This is a genomic window from Bradyrhizobium sp. 61 (assembly GCF_023073075.1).
GTDB lineage: Bacteria > Pseudomonadota > Alphaproteobacteria > Rhizobiales > Xanthobacteraceae > Bradyrhizobium > Bradyrhizobium barranii.
In genome coordinates, this window is the sequence record NZ_JADPIU010000052.1 from 282,996 (window position 1) to 301,675 (window position 18,680).

At 65.6% G+C, this 18,680-nt stretch carries 19 protein-coding genes; 11 read left to right on the plus strand and 8 right to left on the minus strand.

Features of this window, described 5'->3' with window-relative positions; all coding sequences use genetic code 11:
* Positions 1-146 precede the first annotated feature (146 nt).
* Complete coding sequence (locus IVB46_RS16290; RefSeq protein WP_247302423.1) at positions 147-353, minus strand: hypothetical protein; 207 nt, start codon at positions 351-353, stop codon at positions 147-149.
* 158 nt (positions 354-511) lie between these two features.
* Between IVB46_RS16290 and hemN the strand changes: the two genes are divergently transcribed.
* Both hemN and IVB46_RS16300 read left to right on the plus strand, forming a co-directional pair.
* Positions 512-1,864: an oxygen-independent coproporphyrinogen III oxidase gene (gene hemN, locus IVB46_RS16295; protein ID WP_247302425.1), complete on the plus strand. Its 1,353-nt coding sequence runs from the start codon at positions 512-514 to the stop codon at positions 1,862-1,864.
* A 109-nt stretch (positions 1,865-1,973) separates the two neighbouring features.
* A complete protein-coding gene (locus tag IVB46_RS16300) occupies positions 1,974-2,171 on the plus strand; it encodes a DUF1858 domain-containing protein (protein ID WP_014492467.1) in 198 nt (65 codons plus the stop codon).
* Between the two features lie 86 nt (positions 2,172-2,257).
* Here IVB46_RS16300 and IVB46_RS16305 read toward each other — a convergent pair whose 3' ends face one another.
* Positions 2,258-2,968 carry a Crp/Fnr family transcriptional regulator gene (locus IVB46_RS16305; protein WP_039153608.1) on the minus strand — a complete coding sequence of 237 codons (711 nt, stop codon included), beginning with the start codon at positions 2,966-2,968 and terminating at the stop codon, positions 2,258-2,260.
* Positions 2,969-3,109: 141 nt separating this feature from the next.
* On the opposite strand from IVB46_RS16305, the gene IVB46_RS16310 reads away from it, so the two are divergent.
* The gene (locus IVB46_RS16310; RefSeq protein ID WP_247302427.1) at positions 3,110-4,321 is read left to right on the plus strand and encodes an NnrS family protein; all 1,212 of its coding nucleotides are present in this window, start codon (positions 3,110-3,112) and stop codon (positions 4,319-4,321) included.
* A gap of 2 nt (positions 4,322-4,323) precedes the next feature.
* Here the strand turns inward: IVB46_RS16310 and IVB46_RS16315 are convergent, their stop codons facing one another.
* A complete protein-coding gene (locus IVB46_RS16315; RefSeq protein ID WP_247343094.1) occupies positions 4,324-5,361 on the minus strand; it encodes an AraC family transcriptional regulator in 1,038 nt (345 codons plus the stop codon).
* A 202-nt stretch (positions 5,362-5,563) separates the two neighbouring features.
* Here IVB46_RS16315 and IVB46_RS16320 point away from each other — a divergent pair, with 202 nt between their 5' ends.
* The gene (locus IVB46_RS16320) at positions 5,564-6,184 is read left to right on the plus strand and encodes a response regulator (protein ID WP_247302573.1); all 621 of its coding nucleotides are present in this window, start codon (positions 5,564-5,566) and stop codon (positions 6,182-6,184) included.
* 185 nt (positions 6,185-6,369) lie between these two features.
* Positions 6,370-8,046, plus strand: a complete 1,677-nt coding sequence (locus IVB46_RS16325; RefSeq protein ID WP_247302432.1) for a mucoidy inhibitor MuiA family protein — start codon at positions 6,370-6,372, stop codon at positions 8,044-8,046.
* 202 nt (positions 8,047-8,248) lie between these two features.
* On the opposite strand, the gene IVB46_RS16330 is transcribed toward IVB46_RS16325, so the two are convergent.
* From IVB46_RS16330 to IVB46_RS16345, 4 genes are read right to left on the minus strand one after another with little or no spacing between them, the layout of a single operon-like run.
* Positions 8,249-9,055 carry a heme ABC transporter ATP-binding protein gene (locus IVB46_RS16330; RefSeq protein WP_247302435.1) on the minus strand — a complete coding sequence of 269 codons (807 nt, stop codon included), beginning with the start codon at positions 9,053-9,055 and terminating at the stop codon, positions 8,249-8,251.
* Complete coding sequence (locus IVB46_RS16335) at positions 9,052-10,146, minus strand: iron ABC transporter permease (RefSeq protein ID WP_247302437.1); 1,095 nt, start codon at positions 10,144-10,146, stop codon at positions 9,052-9,054. Before IVB46_RS16335 ends, IVB46_RS16330 begins: the two co-directional genes overlap by 4 nt.
* The gene (locus IVB46_RS16340; RefSeq protein ID WP_247302440.1) at positions 10,143-11,093 is read right to left on the minus strand and encodes a hemin ABC transporter substrate-binding protein; all 951 of its coding nucleotides are present in this window, start codon (positions 11,091-11,093) and stop codon (positions 10,143-10,145) included. The genes IVB46_RS16335 and IVB46_RS16340 overlap by 4 nt, the downstream gene beginning before the upstream one ends.
* Before the next feature lie 6 nt (positions 11,094-11,099).
* Complete coding sequence (locus IVB46_RS16345) at positions 11,100-11,306, minus strand: hemin uptake protein HemP (protein ID WP_063981151.1); 207 nt, start codon at positions 11,304-11,306, stop codon at positions 11,100-11,102.
* Between the two features lie 249 nt (positions 11,307-11,555).
* Between IVB46_RS16345 and IVB46_RS16350 the strand changes: the two genes are divergently transcribed.
* The 6 genes from IVB46_RS16350 (at position 11,556) to IVB46_RS16375 (ending at position 17,037) form a co-directional block, all read left to right on the plus strand.
* Positions 11,556-13,949: a TonB-dependent hemoglobin/transferrin/lactoferrin family receptor gene (locus IVB46_RS16350; RefSeq protein WP_247302442.1), complete on the plus strand. Its 2,394-nt coding sequence runs from the start codon at positions 11,556-11,558 to the stop codon at positions 13,947-13,949.
* Between the two features lie 136 nt (positions 13,950-14,085).
* Positions 14,086-14,421: an antibiotic biosynthesis monooxygenase gene (locus tag IVB46_RS16355; protein ID WP_028151060.1), complete on the plus strand. Its 336-nt coding sequence runs from the start codon at positions 14,086-14,088 to the stop codon at positions 14,419-14,421.
* A gap of 31 nt (positions 14,422-14,452) precedes the next feature.
* On the plus strand, positions 14,453-14,956 hold the full coding sequence (gene hutX / locus IVB46_RS16360; RefSeq protein ID WP_247302445.1) for a heme utilization cystosolic carrier protein HutX: 504 nt from the start codon (positions 14,453-14,455) through the stop codon (positions 14,954-14,956).
* 27 nt (positions 14,957-14,983) lie between these two features.
* Entirely contained in the window at positions 14,984-15,760 is a 777-nt protein-coding gene (gene exbB / locus IVB46_RS16365; RefSeq protein ID WP_247302447.1) for a tonB-system energizer ExbB, read from the plus strand.
* Positions 15,761-15,763: 3 nt separating this feature from the next.
* Entirely contained in the window at positions 15,764-16,210 is a 447-nt protein-coding gene (gene exbD, locus IVB46_RS16370) for a TonB system transport protein ExbD (RefSeq protein WP_247302449.1), read from the plus strand.
* Positions 16,210-17,037: an energy transducer TonB gene (locus IVB46_RS16375; RefSeq protein ID WP_071909790.1), complete on the plus strand. Its 828-nt coding sequence runs from the start codon at positions 16,210-16,212 to the stop codon at positions 17,035-17,037. The genes exbD and IVB46_RS16375 overlap by 1 nt, the downstream gene beginning before the upstream one ends.
* Before the next feature lie 249 nt (positions 17,038-17,286).
* Here IVB46_RS16375 and IVB46_RS16380 read toward each other — a convergent pair whose 3' ends face one another.
* Positions 17,287-18,642 carry an esterase-like activity of phytase family protein gene (locus tag IVB46_RS16380; protein WP_247302453.1) on the minus strand — a complete coding sequence of 452 codons (1,356 nt, stop codon included), beginning with the start codon at positions 18,640-18,642 and terminating at the stop codon, positions 17,287-17,289.
* Positions 18,643-18,680: the final 38 nt, after the last annotated feature.

The window sequence follows — 18,680 nt, forward strand, 5'->3', positions numbered from 1 at the left end:
GAATTCGCCTCCGGTAAAATCCTTAGGAGGTTTGCCGAAGCGCGTATCGGCCGTGCGAAGCGCACGGCGTCGCGCGGCGTCAGTTGCGCCAGCGGCAAATCGTTCGCATGTTCAACGACGCTCGACTGTGAATGTTTGGTTGTCGATCAGAGAAGCTGGATCGCAATCCAGACCGTGCCCCAGACCGCGAGCGACAGCGCGGCAAAGATGGCGGCCGTGATCGCCAGGATGCGGACGATATAGCCGGCACCAGCGGTGGATGCGGCAGGGATGGGACGAAAATCGTCGAAGCGCGGAATATGACCGCGAACGCCAATGAGCCAGAGAACGAGATCGAGCGCGAACGACGCCATGGCCTATCTCCAGGGGCAAGGATTGAACGTCACCATGGCTCCGATCCGGCGCTCGGACTTTGAGCGAGCGCAAGGTGGTCCGCCCGAAAACGGGTCATCCAATGCCATCCGGGATTTGCCGCGCCACCGCGCGGCATCGATTTACGAATGGGTAAGATATGAGGACCGATCTTGCAGCGAGCTACGGCGAAGAGAGATTGCCGCGCTACACAAGCTATCCGACCGCACCGCATTTTTCGCCGGCGGTCGGCCCGGATACTTATGCCGAATGGCTCGCCGGGCTCCCGGCGGGAGCCAGCGCGTCACTTTATCTGCACGTGCCGTTCTGCCGCGAGATGTGCTGGTATTGCGGCTGCCATACCCAGATCGTCCGCCGCGACGGGCTCATCGCCGCCTATCAGCGGACGCTGCGCAGCGAGATTGCGCAGGTGTCTGAGACCATCGGCCGCCGCATCAAGGTCGAGCACATCCATTTCGGCGGCGGCACGCCGACCATCATGGCGCCGGACGCTTTTGCCGAGTTGATGGCGGCGATGCGCCATTCGTTCTTCGTGCTGCCCTCGGCCGAGATCGCGGTCGAGATCGACCCACGCACGCTGACATCAGAGATGGTGGAGGCCATGCGGCTCTCCGGCGTCAACCGCGCCAGCCTCGGCGTGCAGAGCTTCGATCCGGTCGTGCAGCGCGCGATCAATCGCGTGCAGAGCTATGAGCAGACGGCTTCCGTCGTCGATAGGCTGCATCGCGCCGGCATCAACGGGATCAACTTCGACCTCATCTATGGGCTGCCGCACCAGACCGTCGCGTCCTGCCTGGACACCGTTCGGCGCAGCCTCGAGCTCGGGCCCGATCGTTTCTCGGTGTTCGGCTATGCGCATGTGCCTGACTTCAAGAAGCACCAGCGCATGATCAACGAGGCTGTGCTGCCCGACGGCCTCGCGCGTCATGACCAGGCCTGCGCGATCGCCAATGCGTTGAAGGAGGCCGGCTACGTCCAGATCGGGCTCGACCATTTCGCGCGCCCCGACGACGCGATGACCGTGGCCTTCGAGGAACGGACGCTGCGGCGCAATTTCCAGGGCTACACCACCGACAAGGGCGAAGTCCTGCTTGGTTTCGGCGCGAGCGCGATCGGGCATCTGCCGCAGGGCTATGTGCAGAACCAGGTGCAGATCGGCGCCTACGCCCAGAGCGTCGCCGCCGGCCGCCTCGCCACCGCGAAGGGCTACGGGCTCACCGACGACGACCGGCTGCGCGCCGACATCATCGAGCGCATCATGTGCGAGTTCAGCGCCGATCTCGGCGACATCTGTGCGCGACATGGTGCGGAGCCCGAAGCGATGCTGCAATCGGCCGCGCGCCTGAAGCCGCTGATCTCGGACGGCATCGTCAGGCTCGACGGCGACCGTCTCGCGGTCGCGAGCGACTCGCGCTTCCTGGTGCGCAGTGTTGCAGCGGCGTTCGATGCGCATCTGGACCCGGCGAAGCAGTTGCACAGCAGGGCGGTGTAGTTCACGTCTCCCCGTAAGAACGGGGAGACGAAGAAGCAACCACCAGCTTGCGCTTCAACAAAGAAGCTCGGACCCACCCCGCTATCGTCACTTCGGAACGGAGTTGTCCATGCCCTTCCGATCCGACGATCTGGTCGATGACATCATGCGTGCGGCACCGCACACGATCCGCGTGTTCCTCGCCTTCAGGATGGCTTGCGTCGGCTGTCCGATCGCGACCTTCCATACCGTGGAAGACGCCTGCCGCGAGCATGGCATCGATCGCGACAAATTCCTCGCTGCGCTGTGCGAATGCGTGCCGGCGTGAGGCGGGTTGGAGTTCGCACGGGTCGCGTGCGGATTCCCGGGTGAGGGCGGGCTTGCGCCGTAAGCGGAAGCGCCCTCACCCCTATCTTACGCAGAATTGCCGTCCGCCGTACGCTCCGCCAGCACGACGATCTTGTGCGGATCGCGCAGGATGATGCGCTGGCGGCCGCTCTCGACGAGGCCCTGGCTCTCCCAGCCGCTCAGGATGCGGCTGACGGTGTGCAACGTGGTGCCCGTCATCTGCGCGATGTCCTGTCGGCTGATCGGGAAGTCGATCTCGATGCCGTGGTCGAGCTTCTTGCCGGACTGTTTGGCGAGCCGCAGCAGCGCATGCGCGACGCGCTGCTCGACCTGCTGGGTCGACATTTCCAGGATGCGGGTGTGGCTCTCCTGCAGCCGCGCGCCGACGGTTTGCAGCGTGTTGGCGGCAATCGCCGGAAACCGCTCGATCAGCCGCGGCCAGGCCGAATTCGGCCAGATCAGCACCACGCTGTCGTCGACCGCCATCGCGGTCGCCGGATAGTGCGCGGCTCCGATCGCCATCGCGAGCCCGAAGGTCTCGCCGGGGGCGACGTAGCGCACCACGATCTGCTCGCCGGTCGGAGTGGTCTTGGCCGCGCGGACGTGGCCGTGCAGCAGCAGGAAGAAGGATTGCGCGTCGGCGCCCTGTTCGAAAATGGCGGTATTCCTGGGGTACCGCGCCGAGCGGGCCTCGCGCAGGATTTCCTCGAGGTCCTCCGGTTTGACGCCGGAAAACAGCGGCAAATGCGCAACCAGCGATGTGTCGACCTTGGCCATTCTGCCTCCTTGGCGCTCGGGAGTGTGATGGCACCTGTATTCGTCAGGCAGTTTGCGATAGCGCAAAACGGGCCGGCCGGACGGCAGTATTTTTCCAAATGACGATCCAAGTGACCGTCCGAATTCACAGGAGTTGCCCCCATGGCTGGCGCCCGATCCCGTAACTTTGAGGGCTGGCCGCTGTTTGCGAACAGCTTTCGGCCGTTTTTCCTGCTCGCCGCGATTCAGGCGGGGCTTTCGATCCTGGCCTGGCTGCCGATGTTCTACGGCGAATTGTCGGTCAGTTCCGCGTTCGCGCCGCGCGACTGGCACGTCCACGAAATGCTCTATGGCTTCCTGCCGGCGGTGATCACGGGATTCCTGTTCACGGCGATCCCGAACTGGACCGGGCGGCTGCCGATCCAGGGGACGTCGCTGGGCGCGCTGCTGGTCGTCTGGCTTGCCGGACGTTTTGCAGTGACCCTGTCCGCCGATATCGGTTGGGCGTTCGCGCTCGTCGTCGATGCCGCCTTCCTGGCATTGGTCGTTGCCGCGGCCACGCGCGAAATCATCGCGGGCGGCAATTGGCGCAATCTGCCGGTGGTAGTGCTCGTGCTGGTGCTGCTCGCTGGCAACATCGCCTTCCATCTCGAAGCGCACTTCGAGGGCGCGGCCGATGTCAGCATCCGCGTCGGCATCGGCGTGGTCGTGCTGCTGATCTCGCTGATCGGCGGCCGCATCATCCCGAGCTTCACCCGCAACTGGCTGGTCAAGTTCAATCCCGGCCGCTTGCCGGTGCCGTTCGGGCGCTTCGACGGCGCGATGATCGGATTGAGCGCGCTCGCGCTGATCGCATGGATCGTGGCGCCGCTGAACACGGTCTCCGGCGCGGTGATGGCACTGGTCGGCGGGCTGCACCTGGTCCGGCTTGCACGCTGGGCCGGCGATCGCACCACGCGCGAGCGGCTGCTGCTGATCCTCCATGTCGGTTATGTCTTCGTGCCGCTGGGCTTCCTGCTGCATGCCCTGGCGGTCTTCGGCGCGCTGCCGCCGAGCGCGGGCATTCATGCCTGGATGGCTGGCGCGGCCGGAACCATGACGCTCGCGGTGATGACGCGCGCGAGCCTCGGGCATACCGGACAGGCGTTGACGGCCTCGCCCGCGACGCAGGGGATTTACGCTGCGATCATCGTCGCGGCGCTGGCGCGGGTCGCTGCCGTGGTGTTGCCTGCGCATGGCGATATTCTGCTGCACATCGCCGCCTGCGGGTGGGTCGTCGCGTTCCTCGGCTTTGCGATTGCGTTCGGGCCGCTGCTCGCCGGCAGCCCCCGGCGCGCCCTTGCCATCATGGGCGTGCCCGCTCCGGCACGCTGAGCCTAGGCCGCGGACGCCGAGGGAACGCCGGCGGGCTTGGCCAATGGCCGCACGCCTTTGCGCCATGCGGTGATGGTGCAGCCGAAGCGGCCGCGGAACCAGCGGGCCATCGCGCTCTGCGCGGAGAAGCCGAGCTGGGTGGCGATGTCGGCCAGCGGCCGGCCGGGGTCGTCGATCAGCTGGGTCACGAGATCGGCGCGCTGCGCGTCGAGGATCGCCGAGAAGCTGGTGCCCGATGCGGCGAGGTGCCGATGGATGGTGCGGCGGGTGCAGGCGAGATGCTCGGCCACGCGCTCGACCGTGCAGTCGCCGCTTGCGAGCAGGATGCGTACCACCTCGTCGACCTTCTCCTCCCAGCTTGCCGGCCGCGTCTCGATCGCCTCGATCCGTTTGCGCAGATAGCTCGCGATCAGCGGATGCGCGCTCGGGATCCGCCGCTCCATGTCATGCGCCGACAACAGGATCGCATCGTCATCGGCATTGAAGGTGACGCGGCAACCGAAGAAGTCGCGGTAGCGCTTGCGGTCGTGTGGCGGCGGATAATGCAGATGCACCTCGAGCGGCCGCCAGTCGCTGCTGAACAGCGACTGGATGATGCGGTGGACGCTGCCGAGCGCCATGTCGATCGACTGGCGCGGCGCGGTCGGCTGCCGGCCGCGCAGATGCAGTGTGACCGTCACGGTCTGCTTGTCGCGCGTGACCTCAAGCTTCATGCCGTCGTGATGAACGTGGATGAAGCGCGAGAACGCTTCGATGGCCTCACTGACGGTCGCCTGTTCACGCACGATCAGGCCGACCGCGCCGAAATTGGTCAGCCCGCCGCGCTCGGCGAGCCGCAAGCCGAAATCTTCGGCGCCCGACGCCTCTGCCGACAATTCGAGCAGCCGGCGCAGGCTGGTCACGGCAATGGGGGTATCGGGCTTGTCGAGCACGGCCAGCGGCAGCCTGACCTTGCGCATCATCTGTTTCGGGTCGAGTCCGACCGACCGGGCGACATCCGGGTAGTAGCTCAAGCCTGCGCTGCGCATGAGGTCGGTCATGCGACTCGTTCCTGTCAGCCATTCCCGCAGATGTCCCGAAATGTAAAGTTTCTGTCCCGATCCGTCAAATCCGGGAACAGGATGGAACATACATAAGGGAAACCGAAGCACGGGCGTGAATGCCGTGCGTATGACGACGCGGCGCGACGATGCCCCGCTGCCGTCTCGGGCCATTTGACCAAGACATTGCTGGATCGGGATGATGCCGGGAAACATGCTTTCCAAGGGTGAGATATTCGTCATTGAAACTGACGCGGCCTCCCGCGAACAACTTTCAATGGCGCTTCAACAGAGTGCCTATGACGTGATCTGCTTCGCCGACGGCGCGTCGCTGCTGTCGGAAGCCAAGGCGCGGATGCCGGCCTGCGTGCTGCTGGAGATGCCGCCGGATCGTTCCGCCCTCGACGTGCTCAAGCGCCTGCGCGACGAGAATTGCATGGCGCCGGTCCTGGTGACGTCGGCGAACGGCAGCATCGCCATGGCGGTCGACGCGATCAAGAGCGGCGCAGCCGACTTCATCGAGAAGCCGTTCCGCACCCACGACGTCGTCGGCCGGATCGATGCCGCCATCGACGAGTTCGCGCAGCCCGGTTCAAACCGGCAACGCTGGCTGCCCGGCTGCGAGCCCCTGACCGGGCGCGAAGGCGATGTGCTCGAGCACCTTGCTGCCGGCCTGACCAACAAGGAGATCGCCCGGCGCATGCATCTGAGCGCGCGCACGGTCGAAGGCTATCGCGCCGGCATCCTGAAGAAGGCCGGCGCCCGCAACGTGACCGATCTGCTCCGCCGTATCTTCGGCCAGGGGTCGCCCATCCAGGTCTAAGGATCTGAGTTTAACGGCTTCGCCCCGGGACGACGACACGTTCCGCGGCCTTGGTCGCGCCGCGGCGACGCCCCACGGAAACCCCAATCGAACCAGTTCCTTCCCTGCCGCGTCCAACCATGTTGGCGAGGCATTTGATCGCACGCGTCCGGCTGGCGGCGCGGCGATACGGCAGGAGGGACTTTATGCGCATCACCGCAAGATGTTTGGCAACGACGAGCCTGGTTCTGGTGACCATGGCGGCCGCCTCGCCGTCATGGGCCGCCGATGTGGATGCCACATCGGCCATCGACACCGTCACGGTTTACCCTGACGGCGCCACCGTCACCCGCGTCATCGCGCTGGACCTCGCCTCCGGCGACAGCACGCTGGTCGCCAAGGACTTTCCGCTCTCGCTCGATCCGTCTTCGCTGCGTGTCGAGGGCGAGGCGGGCGCAAAACTCACCATCGGGACCATCGACGCGCGGCCGCCGCGCGCGGCGCCTCCCGTCAACTTGCCCGAGCTCGACAAGCGCATCGAAGCGTTGAAGGATCAGCGCGCTGATCTGCAAGGTGACATCGACGCGGCCAACGCCCGGCGCAAATTCGCGCAGCACTTTGCGGAGGCTTCTCCCGCCGGCCTTGGCGAGAAGGGCGAGGCTCGGCCGATCACCGAATGGCGCGCGGCCTTTACCGCGGTCGCCGAGGAGATCGCGACCGCCGACACTGCGATCCGCGACGCCGCGCGAAAGCAGCGCGAGATCGATCGGCAGCTCGCGCAGCTTGAAGCGGAGCGTTCGGCCAAGCCGCCGAGCAAGCTCGAGGTTCGCATCGATGTCGCCGCCGCCGCCGCGACCAAGGCGACGTTGCGGGTGACTTATGCAGTCCGCAATGCCCGCTGGCTGCCGCTGTATGACGCCCGGCTCGACACCGGTGCCAAGGACCGCAAGCCGCAGCTCGAGCTGGTTCGCCGCGCCGAGGTGACACAGTCGACCGGCGAAGACTGGTCGAATGTCAGCCTCGGTGTTTCCACCGTTCGCGTCAGCCGCGGCGGTAGCGCGCCGGAGCTGAATTCGCTGGTCGTGAGGTATCCGCAACTGCCGAAGCCGCTGGCCTTGGGCGCGGCGTCGGACATGGCGATGCCCGCGCAGCCGATGACGCGGCAGGCGCAATCTCCGGCGATGGCGAAAGCGGCGGAGCCCGAGCTGCGCGAGCGCGCGGACGAGCAGCAGGCCAATGCCGAGATCGGCGATTTCCAGGCCGTGTATCAGATCAGCGGCCGCGTCAGTCTCGGCGCCAATGAGGGCGCCAAGAGCCTGCTCATCTCCTCCATGACGGTGACGCCCGACCTCGCCATCCGCGCCGCCCCGGTCGTGGATCCCACCGCCTACCTCGAGGCGTCATTCAAGCTTGCCGAGGATACCAATCTGCTGCCCGGCAAGGTCGCGATCTTCCGCGACGGCACATTCGTCGGTCGCAGCAAATTCTCGACCGCCGCGCGGAACGACGCGATCCGGCTCGGCTTCGGTGCCGACGACAAGATCAAGATCGAGCGCATCGTCATCAGGCAGAACGAAGGCACGGCCGGCGTGATCTCGTCCTCCAAGACTGACACGCGTTCGTTCCGCACCGTTGTTCGCAACGGGCACGACTTCCCGATCCGCATCGCGATCGAGGATCAGCTTCCGGTCAGCGAGAACGAGGATATTGGCGTCGAGATGCTGTCCTCGACCACGCCGCCCACGACCACCAATCTGCGCGACAAGCGCGGCGTGCTGGAATGGGCGTTCGACGCAAAACCCGGCGAGATCAAGGAGATCAAGTTCGCCTGGCGTATCCGCTGGCCCAAGGACAAGATCACGGTGATCGTGCCGGCGGGGTAAACTCTCGCCTTTGGTGGCGCTTCCTTACCTCGCCCCGCTTGCGGGGAGAGGTCGGAATGCGCGCTGAAAGCGCGGATTCCGGGTGAGGGGGACTCTCCGCGAACTCAACTCTCACCGTCCCCGCGGAGACTCCCCCTCACCCCAACCCTCTCAGCGCGAGCGAGCTCGTCGCGGCCCCGCAAGCGGGGCGAGGGAGTGCACCTCACCGCGAAGCAGGCGCCGCCGCCCGCATCGACTGCGGCAGCACGTAGGGCACGCCGTCGTCGGCCTGATGAACGACGGCGTCGATCTCGAAGATGTCGCGGATGGTCTCGCGCGTGACGATCTTGCTGCGCGGGCCGTCGGCGGCGAGCCTGCCGCCGTTCAGGACGATCAGCCGGTCGGCGAAGCGGATCGCGAGGTTGAGGTCGTGCAGGATCGCGATGACAGCGGTGCCGCCTGCGGCGCGGCGGCGCGCGGCTTCGACGAGGTCGATCTGGTGGCGCAGGTCGAGGCTCGATGTCGGCTCGTCCAGCAGCAGGAGCCCCGGCCCATGCTCGGCCTCGCCGCAGGCGAGCTGCACCAGCACGCGGGCGAAATGGGTGCGCTGCTGCTCGCCGCCCGATAGCGTCGGCAATTGCCGTTCGCGGAAATGTGCGAGGCCAACCTCGTCCAGCGCGGCGTCGACGAGCGACACGGCATCGCGCAGGCTGCGGTCGCCCGCGCCCATCAGCACGATCTCCTCGACCGTGAAGGGGAAGGTGACGTTGATGTGCTGGGACAGCATCGCGCGGCGCGCGGCAAGCTCGCGCGGCGTATAACTGCTGATGTCGCGCTGCTTCAGGTGCACCTCGCCCTCGCTCGGGCGGAGATCGCCGGAGAGCAGCCGCAGCAGCGTCGACTTGCCGGCGCCGTTCGGGCCGATGATGGCGACCATCTCGCCGGCTTCAACCGATAGGCCGACCCCATCGAGCAGCGTGGCGCGGCCGGCGCGCTTGCTTAAGCGTCGCGCCTCGATCACGGCGCTCATAGCGAGGCGAGCCCGCGCTGGCGCAGCAGGATGCCGAGGAAGACCGGCGCGCCGACTGCCGCGGTCAAGATGCCGATCGGCATCTCCGCAGGCGCCACGATCGTGCGCGCCAGCGTGTCGGCGCCGACCATCAGGATCGCGCCGAGCAGCACCGAGGCCGGCAGCAGCAGGCGATGCGCAGGTCCAATAACGAGACGCAGCAGATGCGGCACGACGATGCCGACGAAGCCGATGACGCCGCTGATCGACACCGCGACCCCGGTCATGGCGGAGACCATGACGATCGAGATCCGCTTGAGGCGCTCGACGTCGACGCCGCCGTGAAACGCGTCGGCCTCGCCGAGCACCAGCAGGTCGAGGCCGCGGGCAATATGCGCGCAGGCGCCGAGCCCGATGATGAGGATCGGCGCGAGCACGGCGGCCTTGGTCCAGGTCGCGCCGCTCATCGAGCCCAGCAGCCAGAATGTAATGTCGCGAAGCTGGCGGTCGTCGGCGATGAACACCAGCAGCCCGATGCCGGCATTGGTGATGGCGGTGATGGCGACGCCGGCGAGCAGGAAGATCGCGATCGAGGTCCGCCCCGCGCGGCTGGAGATGCCGTAAAGGATCGCGGTCGTGACCAGCGATCCCGCAAAGGCCGCGAGCGGCAACAGCTCGGTTTGAAGGAAACGCAGCGTCTCGCCGAAGCGCGAGTCCGTGAACACGATCGCGCTTGCCGCCGCCAGCGCGCCGCCGCTGGAGACGCCGACCAGCGCGGGATCGGCGAGCGGATTGCGAAACAATCCTTGCATGATGGCGCCGGCCGCGGCGAGCAGGCCGCCGACCATCGCGGTCGCCGCGATCCGGGGAATGCGGATCGACCACAGCACCAGCTGGTCGCGCGTCGTTACGGCGTCGGCGGTGGTGTTACCTGCGAGACCGAGCGCGGCGGGCAAGCGAGAGAGGGGAATGCCGGCTGCGCCCACGGTCAGCGCGACGATGGCGGTGGCCGCGAGGATCACCAAGAGGAGAGGAATGGCAATCGACGTAAATCGCCGTCCTGCGCTCGCGCGCCGCGGGCTCCGCGAGTCCGTCCCGATCGCCACGCTCATTGCCGGCAGTTCGCCGCCGACAGAGCCGACGTGAAGGCGCCGCCGTTAGCCAATGCCGGATAGAGTTTGACGGAGAGATCGCGGGCCGCCGCGGCCGTGCGCGGGCCGAAGCCGAGCAGATAGAGCCCGTCCATCGTGATAAAACTCTTGTTGGCCGCGACCGGCGTCAGGGCGAAGCCGGGATGGGCGTAGACCGCGTCGGCCTGGAGCGAGTCCTTGCCGCGCTCGATCGACAGCACGACGTCGGGTTTTGCCGCGACGATCGCCTCGTCGCCGATGTTCTTGTAGCCGTCGTAATCCTCGACCGCGTTGGTGGCGCCCGCGAGCTGGATGATCTCGTCGGCGGCGGTCTTGTGACCGGCGACCATCGCCCGTCCGTTCAGGAGCGACATCACGAACATCACGCGGACCGGCTTCGTGACCTTGGCGCGCAGTGCGCGCAACTGCGCAAGATCCGCAGCCACTGCGGTCGCCAGGCACTCGGCGCGTGCATCGACGCCCATGGCATGGCCGACCAGCTTGATCTTCTCGATCAGGCCTTCCTCCGAGAAGGTCTCGGGCACCAGCACCAGCGGCACCTTCGCCGTCTCCAGGAGGTCCATGGTCTCGCGCGGGCCCGATCCCTGGATCGCCAGGATCAGGGTCGGGTTGAGGCCCAGCACGCCCTCGGCCGAAATCTGGCGCATGTAGCCGACATTGGGTTTGTCGTGCAGCGCCGCTGCCGGATACAGGCTCGTGGTGTCGACGCCGACCAGGCGGCTCTCCAGCCCGAGCGCATAGAGGATCTCGGTAATGGCGCCGCCGATCGAGACCGTGCGGGCGAAGTCGGCAACGGCGACATCGCGATTGCGCGCATCATGCACCGTGATACCGGCGGCGTGCGCGGTCGAGGCGAGCGCGATGGTGCCGGTGAACAGGAGGTTTGCGAGGGTGCGACAAAATGTCATTGCAGGTTACTTCGTCAGGATCAGCTTGTTCTGCGAGGTCAGGCGAAGGCGATAGGCGTCCTCGCCATGCGCGATGATGATCTCGCGCTCCGCCGCAAACAGCTCGCGGCTGTCGATCCGGCTCCCGCGTATGGTCAAACTTCTCGTTGTTGCAGAAGGGCTTTGTGTCGGCCCTGCCGCATCGCCGCTATTGTCTCCGGACGTTGCTGACATGGTAGGTGTGATGCGCTTTCGAAATTTCAGATGCGTCTTGTTTGTATAAGCGGCATCAGGCGCATTCCAACGGCGGCAATTTACAATCGATATAAACTGCAACCCGATGACATTGACCGTCAGGGTGTTGCCACGTAACCAAATGGAACAATGCGGGCCGGGGGGCCTGCACCAGAGAATAGCCAGCCAGTCGCTCGCCGCGCGAGCGCACGCCAGCCAAACAAGACATATCATGATTGGGTTGGGTGTATGGCTGACGGGGCTAGGTATTCGCGCGCGCTGATTTTGGGTGCGTCGGTGGTTTCAATTGCGGCGGTGTCGCCGGTGAGCAGCTTTGCGCAGACCGCGGATCAAACCGCGCAATCATCCAAGCCGGCGAAGCCCAAACAGGCCAAGCGCAATCCGGCCAAGCCGCAAGCTGTTCAGCAGCAGGCCAGCACCAGCGTGTGGGATGCACGCGCGCAGGCGATTGTCGGCGTCCAGGCGCTCGACACCATCACGGCCGCCGCCTCCAAGACCGACGAGCGCGCGGTCGATGCGCTCGCACCGGTCAGCGTTGTGACTTCGGCGCAGATCCAAAGTCGCCAGGCCAGCACGGTCGGCGATCTCATCTATAATGTACCGGGCGTATGGGTTCAGAACCGCGGTGACGAGCCGTCGACCTCGATCAATATCCGCGGTCTGCAGGATTTCGGCCGGGTCGCCGTCGTTGTCGACGGCGCGCGGCAGAATTATCAGCGCACGGGCCATTTCGCCAACGGCTCGTTCTTCCTCAACCCCGAATTGATCAGCGGCATCGACATCGTTCGTGGTCCGACCGCCAACATCTACGGCTCCGGTGCGATCGGCGGCGTGGCATCGTTCCGCACCAAGGACATCGAGGACGTCGTGCGTGCCGGCGAGCGCTGGGGCGTCGATGTCAAGACCATCCTTGGCAGCAATTACGGACGCGCGCTCGGTTCGGCCTTCGGCGGTGTTCACGTCAATCCGAACGTGGATGTGTTCGCGGGCGGCACCTATTCGACGCAGGAGAGCTACAAAGACGGCACCGGCTTCGAGGTCGCCAACACCGGCAACCGGCTCACCAGCGGCATCGCCAAGCTGACGGTGCGCCCGGCCGACGGGCACGAGATCAAGCTCGGCACCATCTTCCAGGAGGACATCTACAGCGTGGGTCAGCCGCCGCGCCGTGCCGGCGATCCCAACTCGACCAATGCGAACGGCGCCAACAACCTGAGCGGCACGTCGATCTACAGGTCCGACGTCAAGAACTACACCACGACGCTCGGCTGGAAATATTCGCAGCCGGATGACCAGTGGTTCGACTGGGATGCGAAGGTCTACTGGAATCGCACCGAGAACGACCAGGTCAAGACCGCGCATACCAGCACGACGCCGTCGGTCTTCTGTGGCGGCGTGCCCGGCAATGCCGTGTCCGGCTGTATCGGCAGCAACCGCGGATATCTGCTCGATACGGTCGGCGTCGACGTGTACAACACCACGCGCTTCGATACCGGCAGCTGGCGTCACGCGGTGACCTACGGACTGGACGCTTTCCAGGACAGGGTGTCGACGCAGGACAGGACCGGCACTTCGGAAGTGACGACGCCCGGCGGTCAGCGTACGGTCTCCGGCGGTTTCGTGCAGTGGAAGGCGAACTATACCTCGATGCTCGAGGTGATCGGCGCGCTTCGTTATGACAATTATCAGCTCTCCTCGGCATCCTCGTCGTCCGGCGGCGACCGTTTGTCGCCGAAGATCACCGTCGGGCTCGTTCCCACGGCGGTCGTGACGCCCTATGTCAGCTACGCCGAAGGTTATCGCGCGCCGTCGATCACGGAAACGCTGGTCAGCGGTCCGCATTCGGGCGCGACGATCAACGACTCGTTCTTCCGCTGTCCGTCGGGCACGCCGGGCCCAGGCGCGGATTCGACCTTCTGCTTCGTTCCGAATCCGAATCTGCGGCCCGAGGTCGGCAAGAACAAGGAGATCGGCTTCAACATCAAGAAGAACGATCTGTTCACGGCCGGCGATACGCTGCGCGGCAAGATCAACGTGTTCCGCAACGACATCTCCGACTTCATCGATCAGGTCGCCTATGGAAATCCGCTGGTGGTCCCCACCGGCCCGCCGCCGGCGCCCTCCATCACCGTGCTTCCGTTCCTGCAATATCAGAACGTCGCGTCCGCCCGCATCCAAGGTGTCGAGGCCGAGGCGATGTACGACGCGAACACCTGGTTCTTCGGCCTCTCCGGCTCTTACCAGAACGGCAAAAACCTCCAGACGGGATTTGGCCTGTACAGCGTTCCGCCGCAGAAGGTCACGACGACCGCCGGCGTGCGGTTGCTGGACCGGACCCTGATCCTCTCGGTGATGTGGACGTCGGTGATCGCGAACACCGACATCCCGCCGACCTATACGCCGGCGACGTCGTACGATCTCGTCAACCTCTACGCCCAGTATCAGCCGCGGCCCGATCTCACGCTCAACTTCTCGGTCGAAAATCTTCTCAACCAGTACTACCGGCCTTACGCCATTCCGGTCGGCAGCACGGGCGATACGCAAAACGACGTGAAATGGGCGAGCGCCGGCCCCGGGCTCGTGGTCAAGGGAGGCCTGAAGTACCACTTCGGCGGCATCTAAGGAGTACGCCGACGACAGCAAGCGGGACGCCGTATTGACCGCCAGAGCCACGCTGATGTCCCAGCGTGGCTTCGGCACGTTCTGAAACATCCGCTCGGCATTCGCCGATCAACAAGACTGACAGGAGAAAAATCTGATGTTCATCGCAATGAATCGTTTCCAGGTGAAGCTCGGCTCGGAAGCTGCTTTCGAGACCGTCTGGCGCACCCGCGAATCCTATCTCGGCAGCATGGCCGGCTTCGTTGAATTCCATCTGCTGAAGGGGCCGCTGCTCGAGGACCACACGCTGTATTCCTCGCACACGGTCTGGGTCGACAAGGCGGCGTTCGAGGCCTGGACGCGGTCGGACGAATTCCGTCGCGCTCACGCGCGCGCCGACAACAAGACCGGCGAAAGCCTCTATCTCGGCCATCCCAAGTTCGAAGGGTTCGAGGTCATCATGACCGAGCGCAAGACGAACGCGGCCGCTTGAGATCGCGGCCGATCACGAAAGGGAGCCGGACATGCTGAGCACCGATCTCGCCGATCTCAAGGCGTATATGGCTGACAATCCCGGTGCGGTGATCGAGGACGTTGCGCGCGAGCGCAAGGTCACTCCGCGCGCGGTGATCGAGGCGCTGCCGTCGTCGATGGTCCGCGTTGGTGGCGGCGAGCATTTCGCCGCCGCCATGCAGGACATCGCCGCGTGGGGCGAGATCACGCTGATTGTGCATACGGATGACGCGATCTTCGAGTTCACGGGCGCGGTCCCGGCGGGCGAGGTCGGCCGCGGCTATTTCAACCTGATGCAGCCGAAGGGATTGCACGGCCACCTCCGCCACGAGCGCTGCGGGGCCTTGGCCTTCGTCGAGCGTCCCTTCATGGGCAAGACCTCGGCCTTCGTCGCGTTCGTCAATGCCGACGGCGGCATCATGTTCAAGGTCTTCGTCGGCCGCGACGAGACCCGGGCGCTGCGGGCGGACCAGCTCGTGCGATTCCGGCAACTGGCGGACCGCGTCGCGGCATAATTTCATTCTGTCTGTCGGGAGATCAGGATGCAGAGCAATTTTGGGCTTCGGCATGTGATCCTAACAATTGGGCTGGTGCTCGCGCCGGCCCCGGCCTTCGCGATCGACGAAGCGCTGTTGCCGCGCAATCTGTCGCCCTGGGGCATGTTCCTCGGTGCCGACATCATCGTGAAGACGGTGATGGTCGGGCTCGCCGTCGCCTCGCTGGTGACGTGGACGGTGTGGCTCGCTAAGACCATCGAGCTGCGCCGCAAGAGCACGCTCGCCGTGCAGCGGACGCGCGCGCTCGAGGGCAGGATGAAGCTGGCGGAGGCGGCGGAGCGGACCGGCGACGCGCATGATGCGGTCGCCCAGCTCATCCAGTCCTGCGCGAAGGAGGCCGAGCTCTCCGGCGGCATTGTCGATGACGGCCTCCAGGAGCGCGTGGCGTTGCGGCTGGAACGGGTCGAGGCCGCGATGTCCAGGCAGATCGCGCGCGGGACCGGCGTGCTCGCGACCATCGGCGCCACCGCGCCGTTCGTCGGCTTGTTCGGCACGGTCTGGGGCATCATGAACTCCTTCATCGGCATCTCCGAGAGCCACACCACGAGCCTTGCGGTGGTCGCGCCCGGCATCGCCGAGGCGCTGCTTGCGACAGCGCTCGGACTCGTCGCCGCGATCCCGGCGGTCGTGATCTACAACCATCTCGTCCGCGGCATCGCCAATTACCGCGCGCTGCTCGGGGACGCCTCGGCGCAGCTCATGCTGCTGGTCAGCCGGCAGCGCGACAACAGAGAGTTCCGTTTGGCGCGGGCGGCGGAGTAGGCCATGGCTGCGAAGCTCGGCGCACGCGGGGGATCGCCGCTGAGGCGCGGCGACCCCGGCGATCTCGACGTCACCCATGAGATCAATGTCACGCCGTTCATCGACGTGATGCTGGTGCTGCTGATCATCTTCATGGTGGCGGCCCCGCTCGCCACCGTCGACATCGGCGTCGAGCTGCCGGCCACCGCCGCCGAGCCGGCGCCGCGGCCGGACAAGCCCACCTTCGTGACGGTGAAGCCGGATCTCACCGTCGCCGTCGGCGAGGAGACAATGGCACGCGAAGGCCTCGTCACGGCGCTCGATGCCGCCACCAAGGGCCGCAAGGAGGAGCGCATCTATCTGCGCGCCGACAAGGCTGTCTCTTATGGCGACCTGATGGAGGTGATGAACACCTTGCGCAATGGCGGCTATCTCAAGGTCGCCCTGGTCGGCCTCGACGGACGCAGCTGATGTCGGCGAGCGCTTTTGCCCTGCATGAACCGCTCGGCGAGCGCGAAACGGCGCGTTGGGGCGTTTCGGCCGCGGTGATCGTGGCGTTGCATGTCATCGCTGCGGTGATCGCGATGAATTGGGTGCGGTCGCAACCGGAGCAGGGCGTCACCCTGCCTGCGGTCATGATCGACATGGCTCCGATCACGTCGGCGCCGCAGGCGACGCCGGATGACGTGGTGCCGGGGCCGGTGATGAAGGAGGCCGATGCCTCACCGCCGGAGCCGATGCAGCGGCAGGCGGTCGAGGAGACCATCGCGCCGACACCGCCGCAGGAGAAGCCCGACGTGGTGGCGCCGCCGGAGCAGAAGCTCGAGCCGACACCGGACAAGCCGGAGCCCGCGAAAATCGTGCCGCAGGAAAAGCCGGCGCCCGAAAAGCCGAAAGTAGTTCGTCCGGAGGCAAAGAAGCCGTCGGAGGCGCGCCCCGCGCCTCGCACCAGCGCGCCGCCGCGCGCCGAGCGGGAGGCGCCTGCAGCGTCCGCCATGAGCGCGGGCGCGATCGCATCACTGGTTGCGACCTACAATCAGCGCGTCCGTGCGCATCTGATGCGCCTTCACTCCTATCCGTCCGGCGGCAACGGTCAGCGCGGGGTGGTCCGGGTGAGTTTCACGATCGGCCGTAACGGCCAGGTCACGTCCAGCCGCATCGCTTCGTCCGGCGTTGCCGCGTTCGATGCCAAGGCCACGTCGATGATCCACCAGGCCTCGCCGTTCCCGCCGATCCCGGCGGAGATCAAGAACAGCTCGATGAGCTTTACCGTTCCGGTGGACTTTATCGTGCGGTGAGGTTGCTCTCTCACTCCCTCGCCCCGTTCTTACGGGGAGGGGTGGTGAGGGGCTGTCTCCGCGCACTCATCGAGAGTGCGGGAATGGAGTTCTATCCTCGTCATTGCGAGCGCAGCGACGCAATCCAGACTGCCTCTGCGGAGAGACTCTGGATTGCTTCGCTGCGCTCGCAATGACGGAGGGTGAGGCGCCACTGTCGGTTCCTTCCCTCTCCCCGTGAGAACGGGGGAGAGGGAAGAGAGCGTCGGCTTACTTCGCCTTCAGGAAATCCGCGACCTCGAGCAGCATGAACTCGTCGTCGTCGGCCTTGTTGGGATCGCGGCTGGACGAGAACGGCAGGTTGTTGTCGTTGCCGACGATGATGTGGGTGTCGTCGACGCGATCGACGTTCTCGATGGTGAAGAACGGGAAGGTGTAGACGCCGTCATTGAGGGCTTTGCGCGCCTTCTTGTCGGGGTCCTGGATCTTCATCAGGTCGATATAGCCGATCTTGCGCACGGGCTTGCCGACATTGGCGTCGGTCAGCTCGATCTTGTAGACGCGCTTGAACTTGGCGATGTCGGGGAAGCAGTTCTCGCCGCGGGTGCCTTGCGGGCAGGCTTTGTCGGCCGTGCCTTCGCCGTTGTCGCGCTCGATGATGAGGCCGGAGGCCTGATCGATCATGTTGAAGTCGCCGATGGCGTTGCCATTCTGCTCGAACACATACTGCCAGTAGCGGCCAGTGAATTTTTCGGCGGCGACGTCGAATTCGAGGATGCGGGAGGCTTCCTTGCCGTCGACCTTCTCCCAGTCCTTCTTGTCGGCGTCCCACAGCGGCCCCTCGAGCAGGCCGTAGAGGAACTTGCCGTCCTTGGACGACGCAAAGCCCTCATAGCCCTTGGAGCGGCGGAGGTTGACGTTGGTGTAGGTCGCGCCCGGCGCGCCCGGCGTCGCCACGGCCCAGTTGTCGGGCGAGCGCACCGGCTTGCCGTCGGCAACCGTCTCGAACACGCCGAGGATCTTGCCGGTCTTGTCGGCCTTCAGGATATAGGGGCCGAACTCGTCGCCGATCCAGAAGGTGTCGCCGATGATCTGGAAGCCCTCGGTGTCGAAGTCGGAGCCGGTGAGATAACGCTTCTGGGTGTCCTCATGCACGATGCGGAACGGCACCTTCTTGTCGGGATCGTGCAGGAAGATGGTTTCCTGGCGCTCGATCTTGCCGCTGGCCCAATCCATCTTGTAGCGGTTCAGGTACAGCATCGAATCCGGCGAGTTGGCGCGCGCGCCCATGCCGTTGTCGGTGATGACCCAGTAGCTGCCGTCGGACATGTGCTTGATGCCGGAATGGCCCTGCAACGGCTGGCCCTTGAACGGCAGCGACACGCCGGTCGCACGCTCATAGGACCTGCCCATCACGGTGCCGAGCGCGTCGACGCGCTTGCCGGTGGTGTATTTGCCCGAGGTCTTGAGATCGGCAGGCGCGTCGGCCGGCGCGTCGATGAAGGTCGCGGCCGGCATCACCACGTGGCCGGCGAGCTTCGCCGGGAATTCACCCTCGTTCTGTGCAAGCGCGGTGCTCGCGGTGAGAATGATCGTTGCGACGGTGCTGAGAAAAGTCGCGCGCATGTGCGTCTCCTGTTAGTGGACGACGCCTTATGCGGATC

Bases quoted from the DNA above. Each gene is read 5' to 3' on its own strand.
- IVB46_RS16345 (WP_063981151.1), bottom strand. From the start codon at position 11,306: ATGTCAGCAACGTCCGGAGACAATAGCGGCGATGCGGCAGGGCCGACA.
- IVB46_RS16335 (WP_247302437.1), bottom strand. From the start codon at position 10,146: ATGAGCGTGGCGATCGGGACGGACTCGCGGAGCCCGCGGCGCGCGAGC.
- IVB46_RS16355 (WP_028151060.1), top strand. From the start codon at position 14,086: ATGTTCATCGCAATGAATCGTTTCCAGGTGAAGCTCGGCTCGGAAGCT.
- IVB46_RS16300 (WP_014492467.1), top strand. From the start codon at position 1,974: ATGCCCTTCCGATCCGACGATCTGGTCGATGACATCATGCGTGCGGCA.
- IVB46_RS16315 (WP_247343094.1), bottom strand. From the start codon at position 5,361: ATGACCGACCTCATGCGCAGCGCAGGCTTGAGCTACTACCCGGATGTC.
- hutX (WP_247302445.1), top strand. From the start codon at position 14,453: ATGCTGAGCACCGATCTCGCCGATCTCAAGGCGTATATGGCTGACAAT.
- IVB46_RS16350 (WP_247302442.1), top strand. From the start codon at position 11,556: ATGGCTGACGGGGCTAGGTATTCGCGCGCGCTGATTTTGGGTGCGTCG.
- IVB46_RS16340 (WP_247302440.1), bottom strand. From the start codon at position 11,093: ATGACATTTTGTCGCACCCTCGCAAACCTCCTGTTCACCGGCACCATC.
- IVB46_RS16375 (WP_071909790.1), top strand. From the start codon at position 16,210: ATGTCGGCGAGCGCTTTTGCCCTGCATGAACCGCTCGGCGAGCGCGAA.
- IVB46_RS16330 (WP_247302435.1), bottom strand. From the start codon at position 9,055: ATGAGCGCCGTGATCGAGGCGCGACGCTTAAGCAAGCGCGCCGGCCGC.
- IVB46_RS16305 (WP_039153608.1), bottom strand. From the start codon at position 2,968: ATGGCCAAGGTCGACACATCGCTGGTTGCGCATTTGCCGCTGTTTTCC.
- exbB (WP_247302447.1), top strand. From the start codon at position 14,984: ATGCAGAGCAATTTTGGGCTTCGGCATGTGATCCTAACAATTGGGCTG.
- IVB46_RS16320 (WP_247302573.1), top strand. From the start codon at position 5,564: ATGCCGGGAAACATGCTTTCCAAGGGTGAGATATTCGTCATTGAAACT.
- IVB46_RS16325 (WP_247302432.1), top strand. From the start codon at position 6,370: ATGCGCATCACCGCAAGATGTTTGGCAACGACGAGCCTGGTTCTGGTG.
- hemN (WP_247302425.1), top strand. From the start codon at position 512: ATGAGGACCGATCTTGCAGCGAGCTACGGCGAAGAGAGATTGCCGCGC.
- IVB46_RS16310 (WP_247302427.1), top strand. From the start codon at position 3,110: ATGGCTGGCGCCCGATCCCGTAACTTTGAGGGCTGGCCGCTGTTTGCG.
- IVB46_RS16290 (WP_247302423.1), bottom strand. From the start codon at position 353: ATGGCGTCGTTCGCGCTCGATCTCGTTCTCTGGCTCATTGGCGTTCGC.
- exbD (WP_247302449.1), top strand. From the start codon at position 15,764: ATGGCTGCGAAGCTCGGCGCACGCGGGGGATCGCCGCTGAGGCGCGGC.
- IVB46_RS16380 (WP_247302453.1), bottom strand. From the start codon at position 18,642: ATGCGCGCGACTTTTCTCAGCACCGTCGCAACGATCATTCTCACCGCG.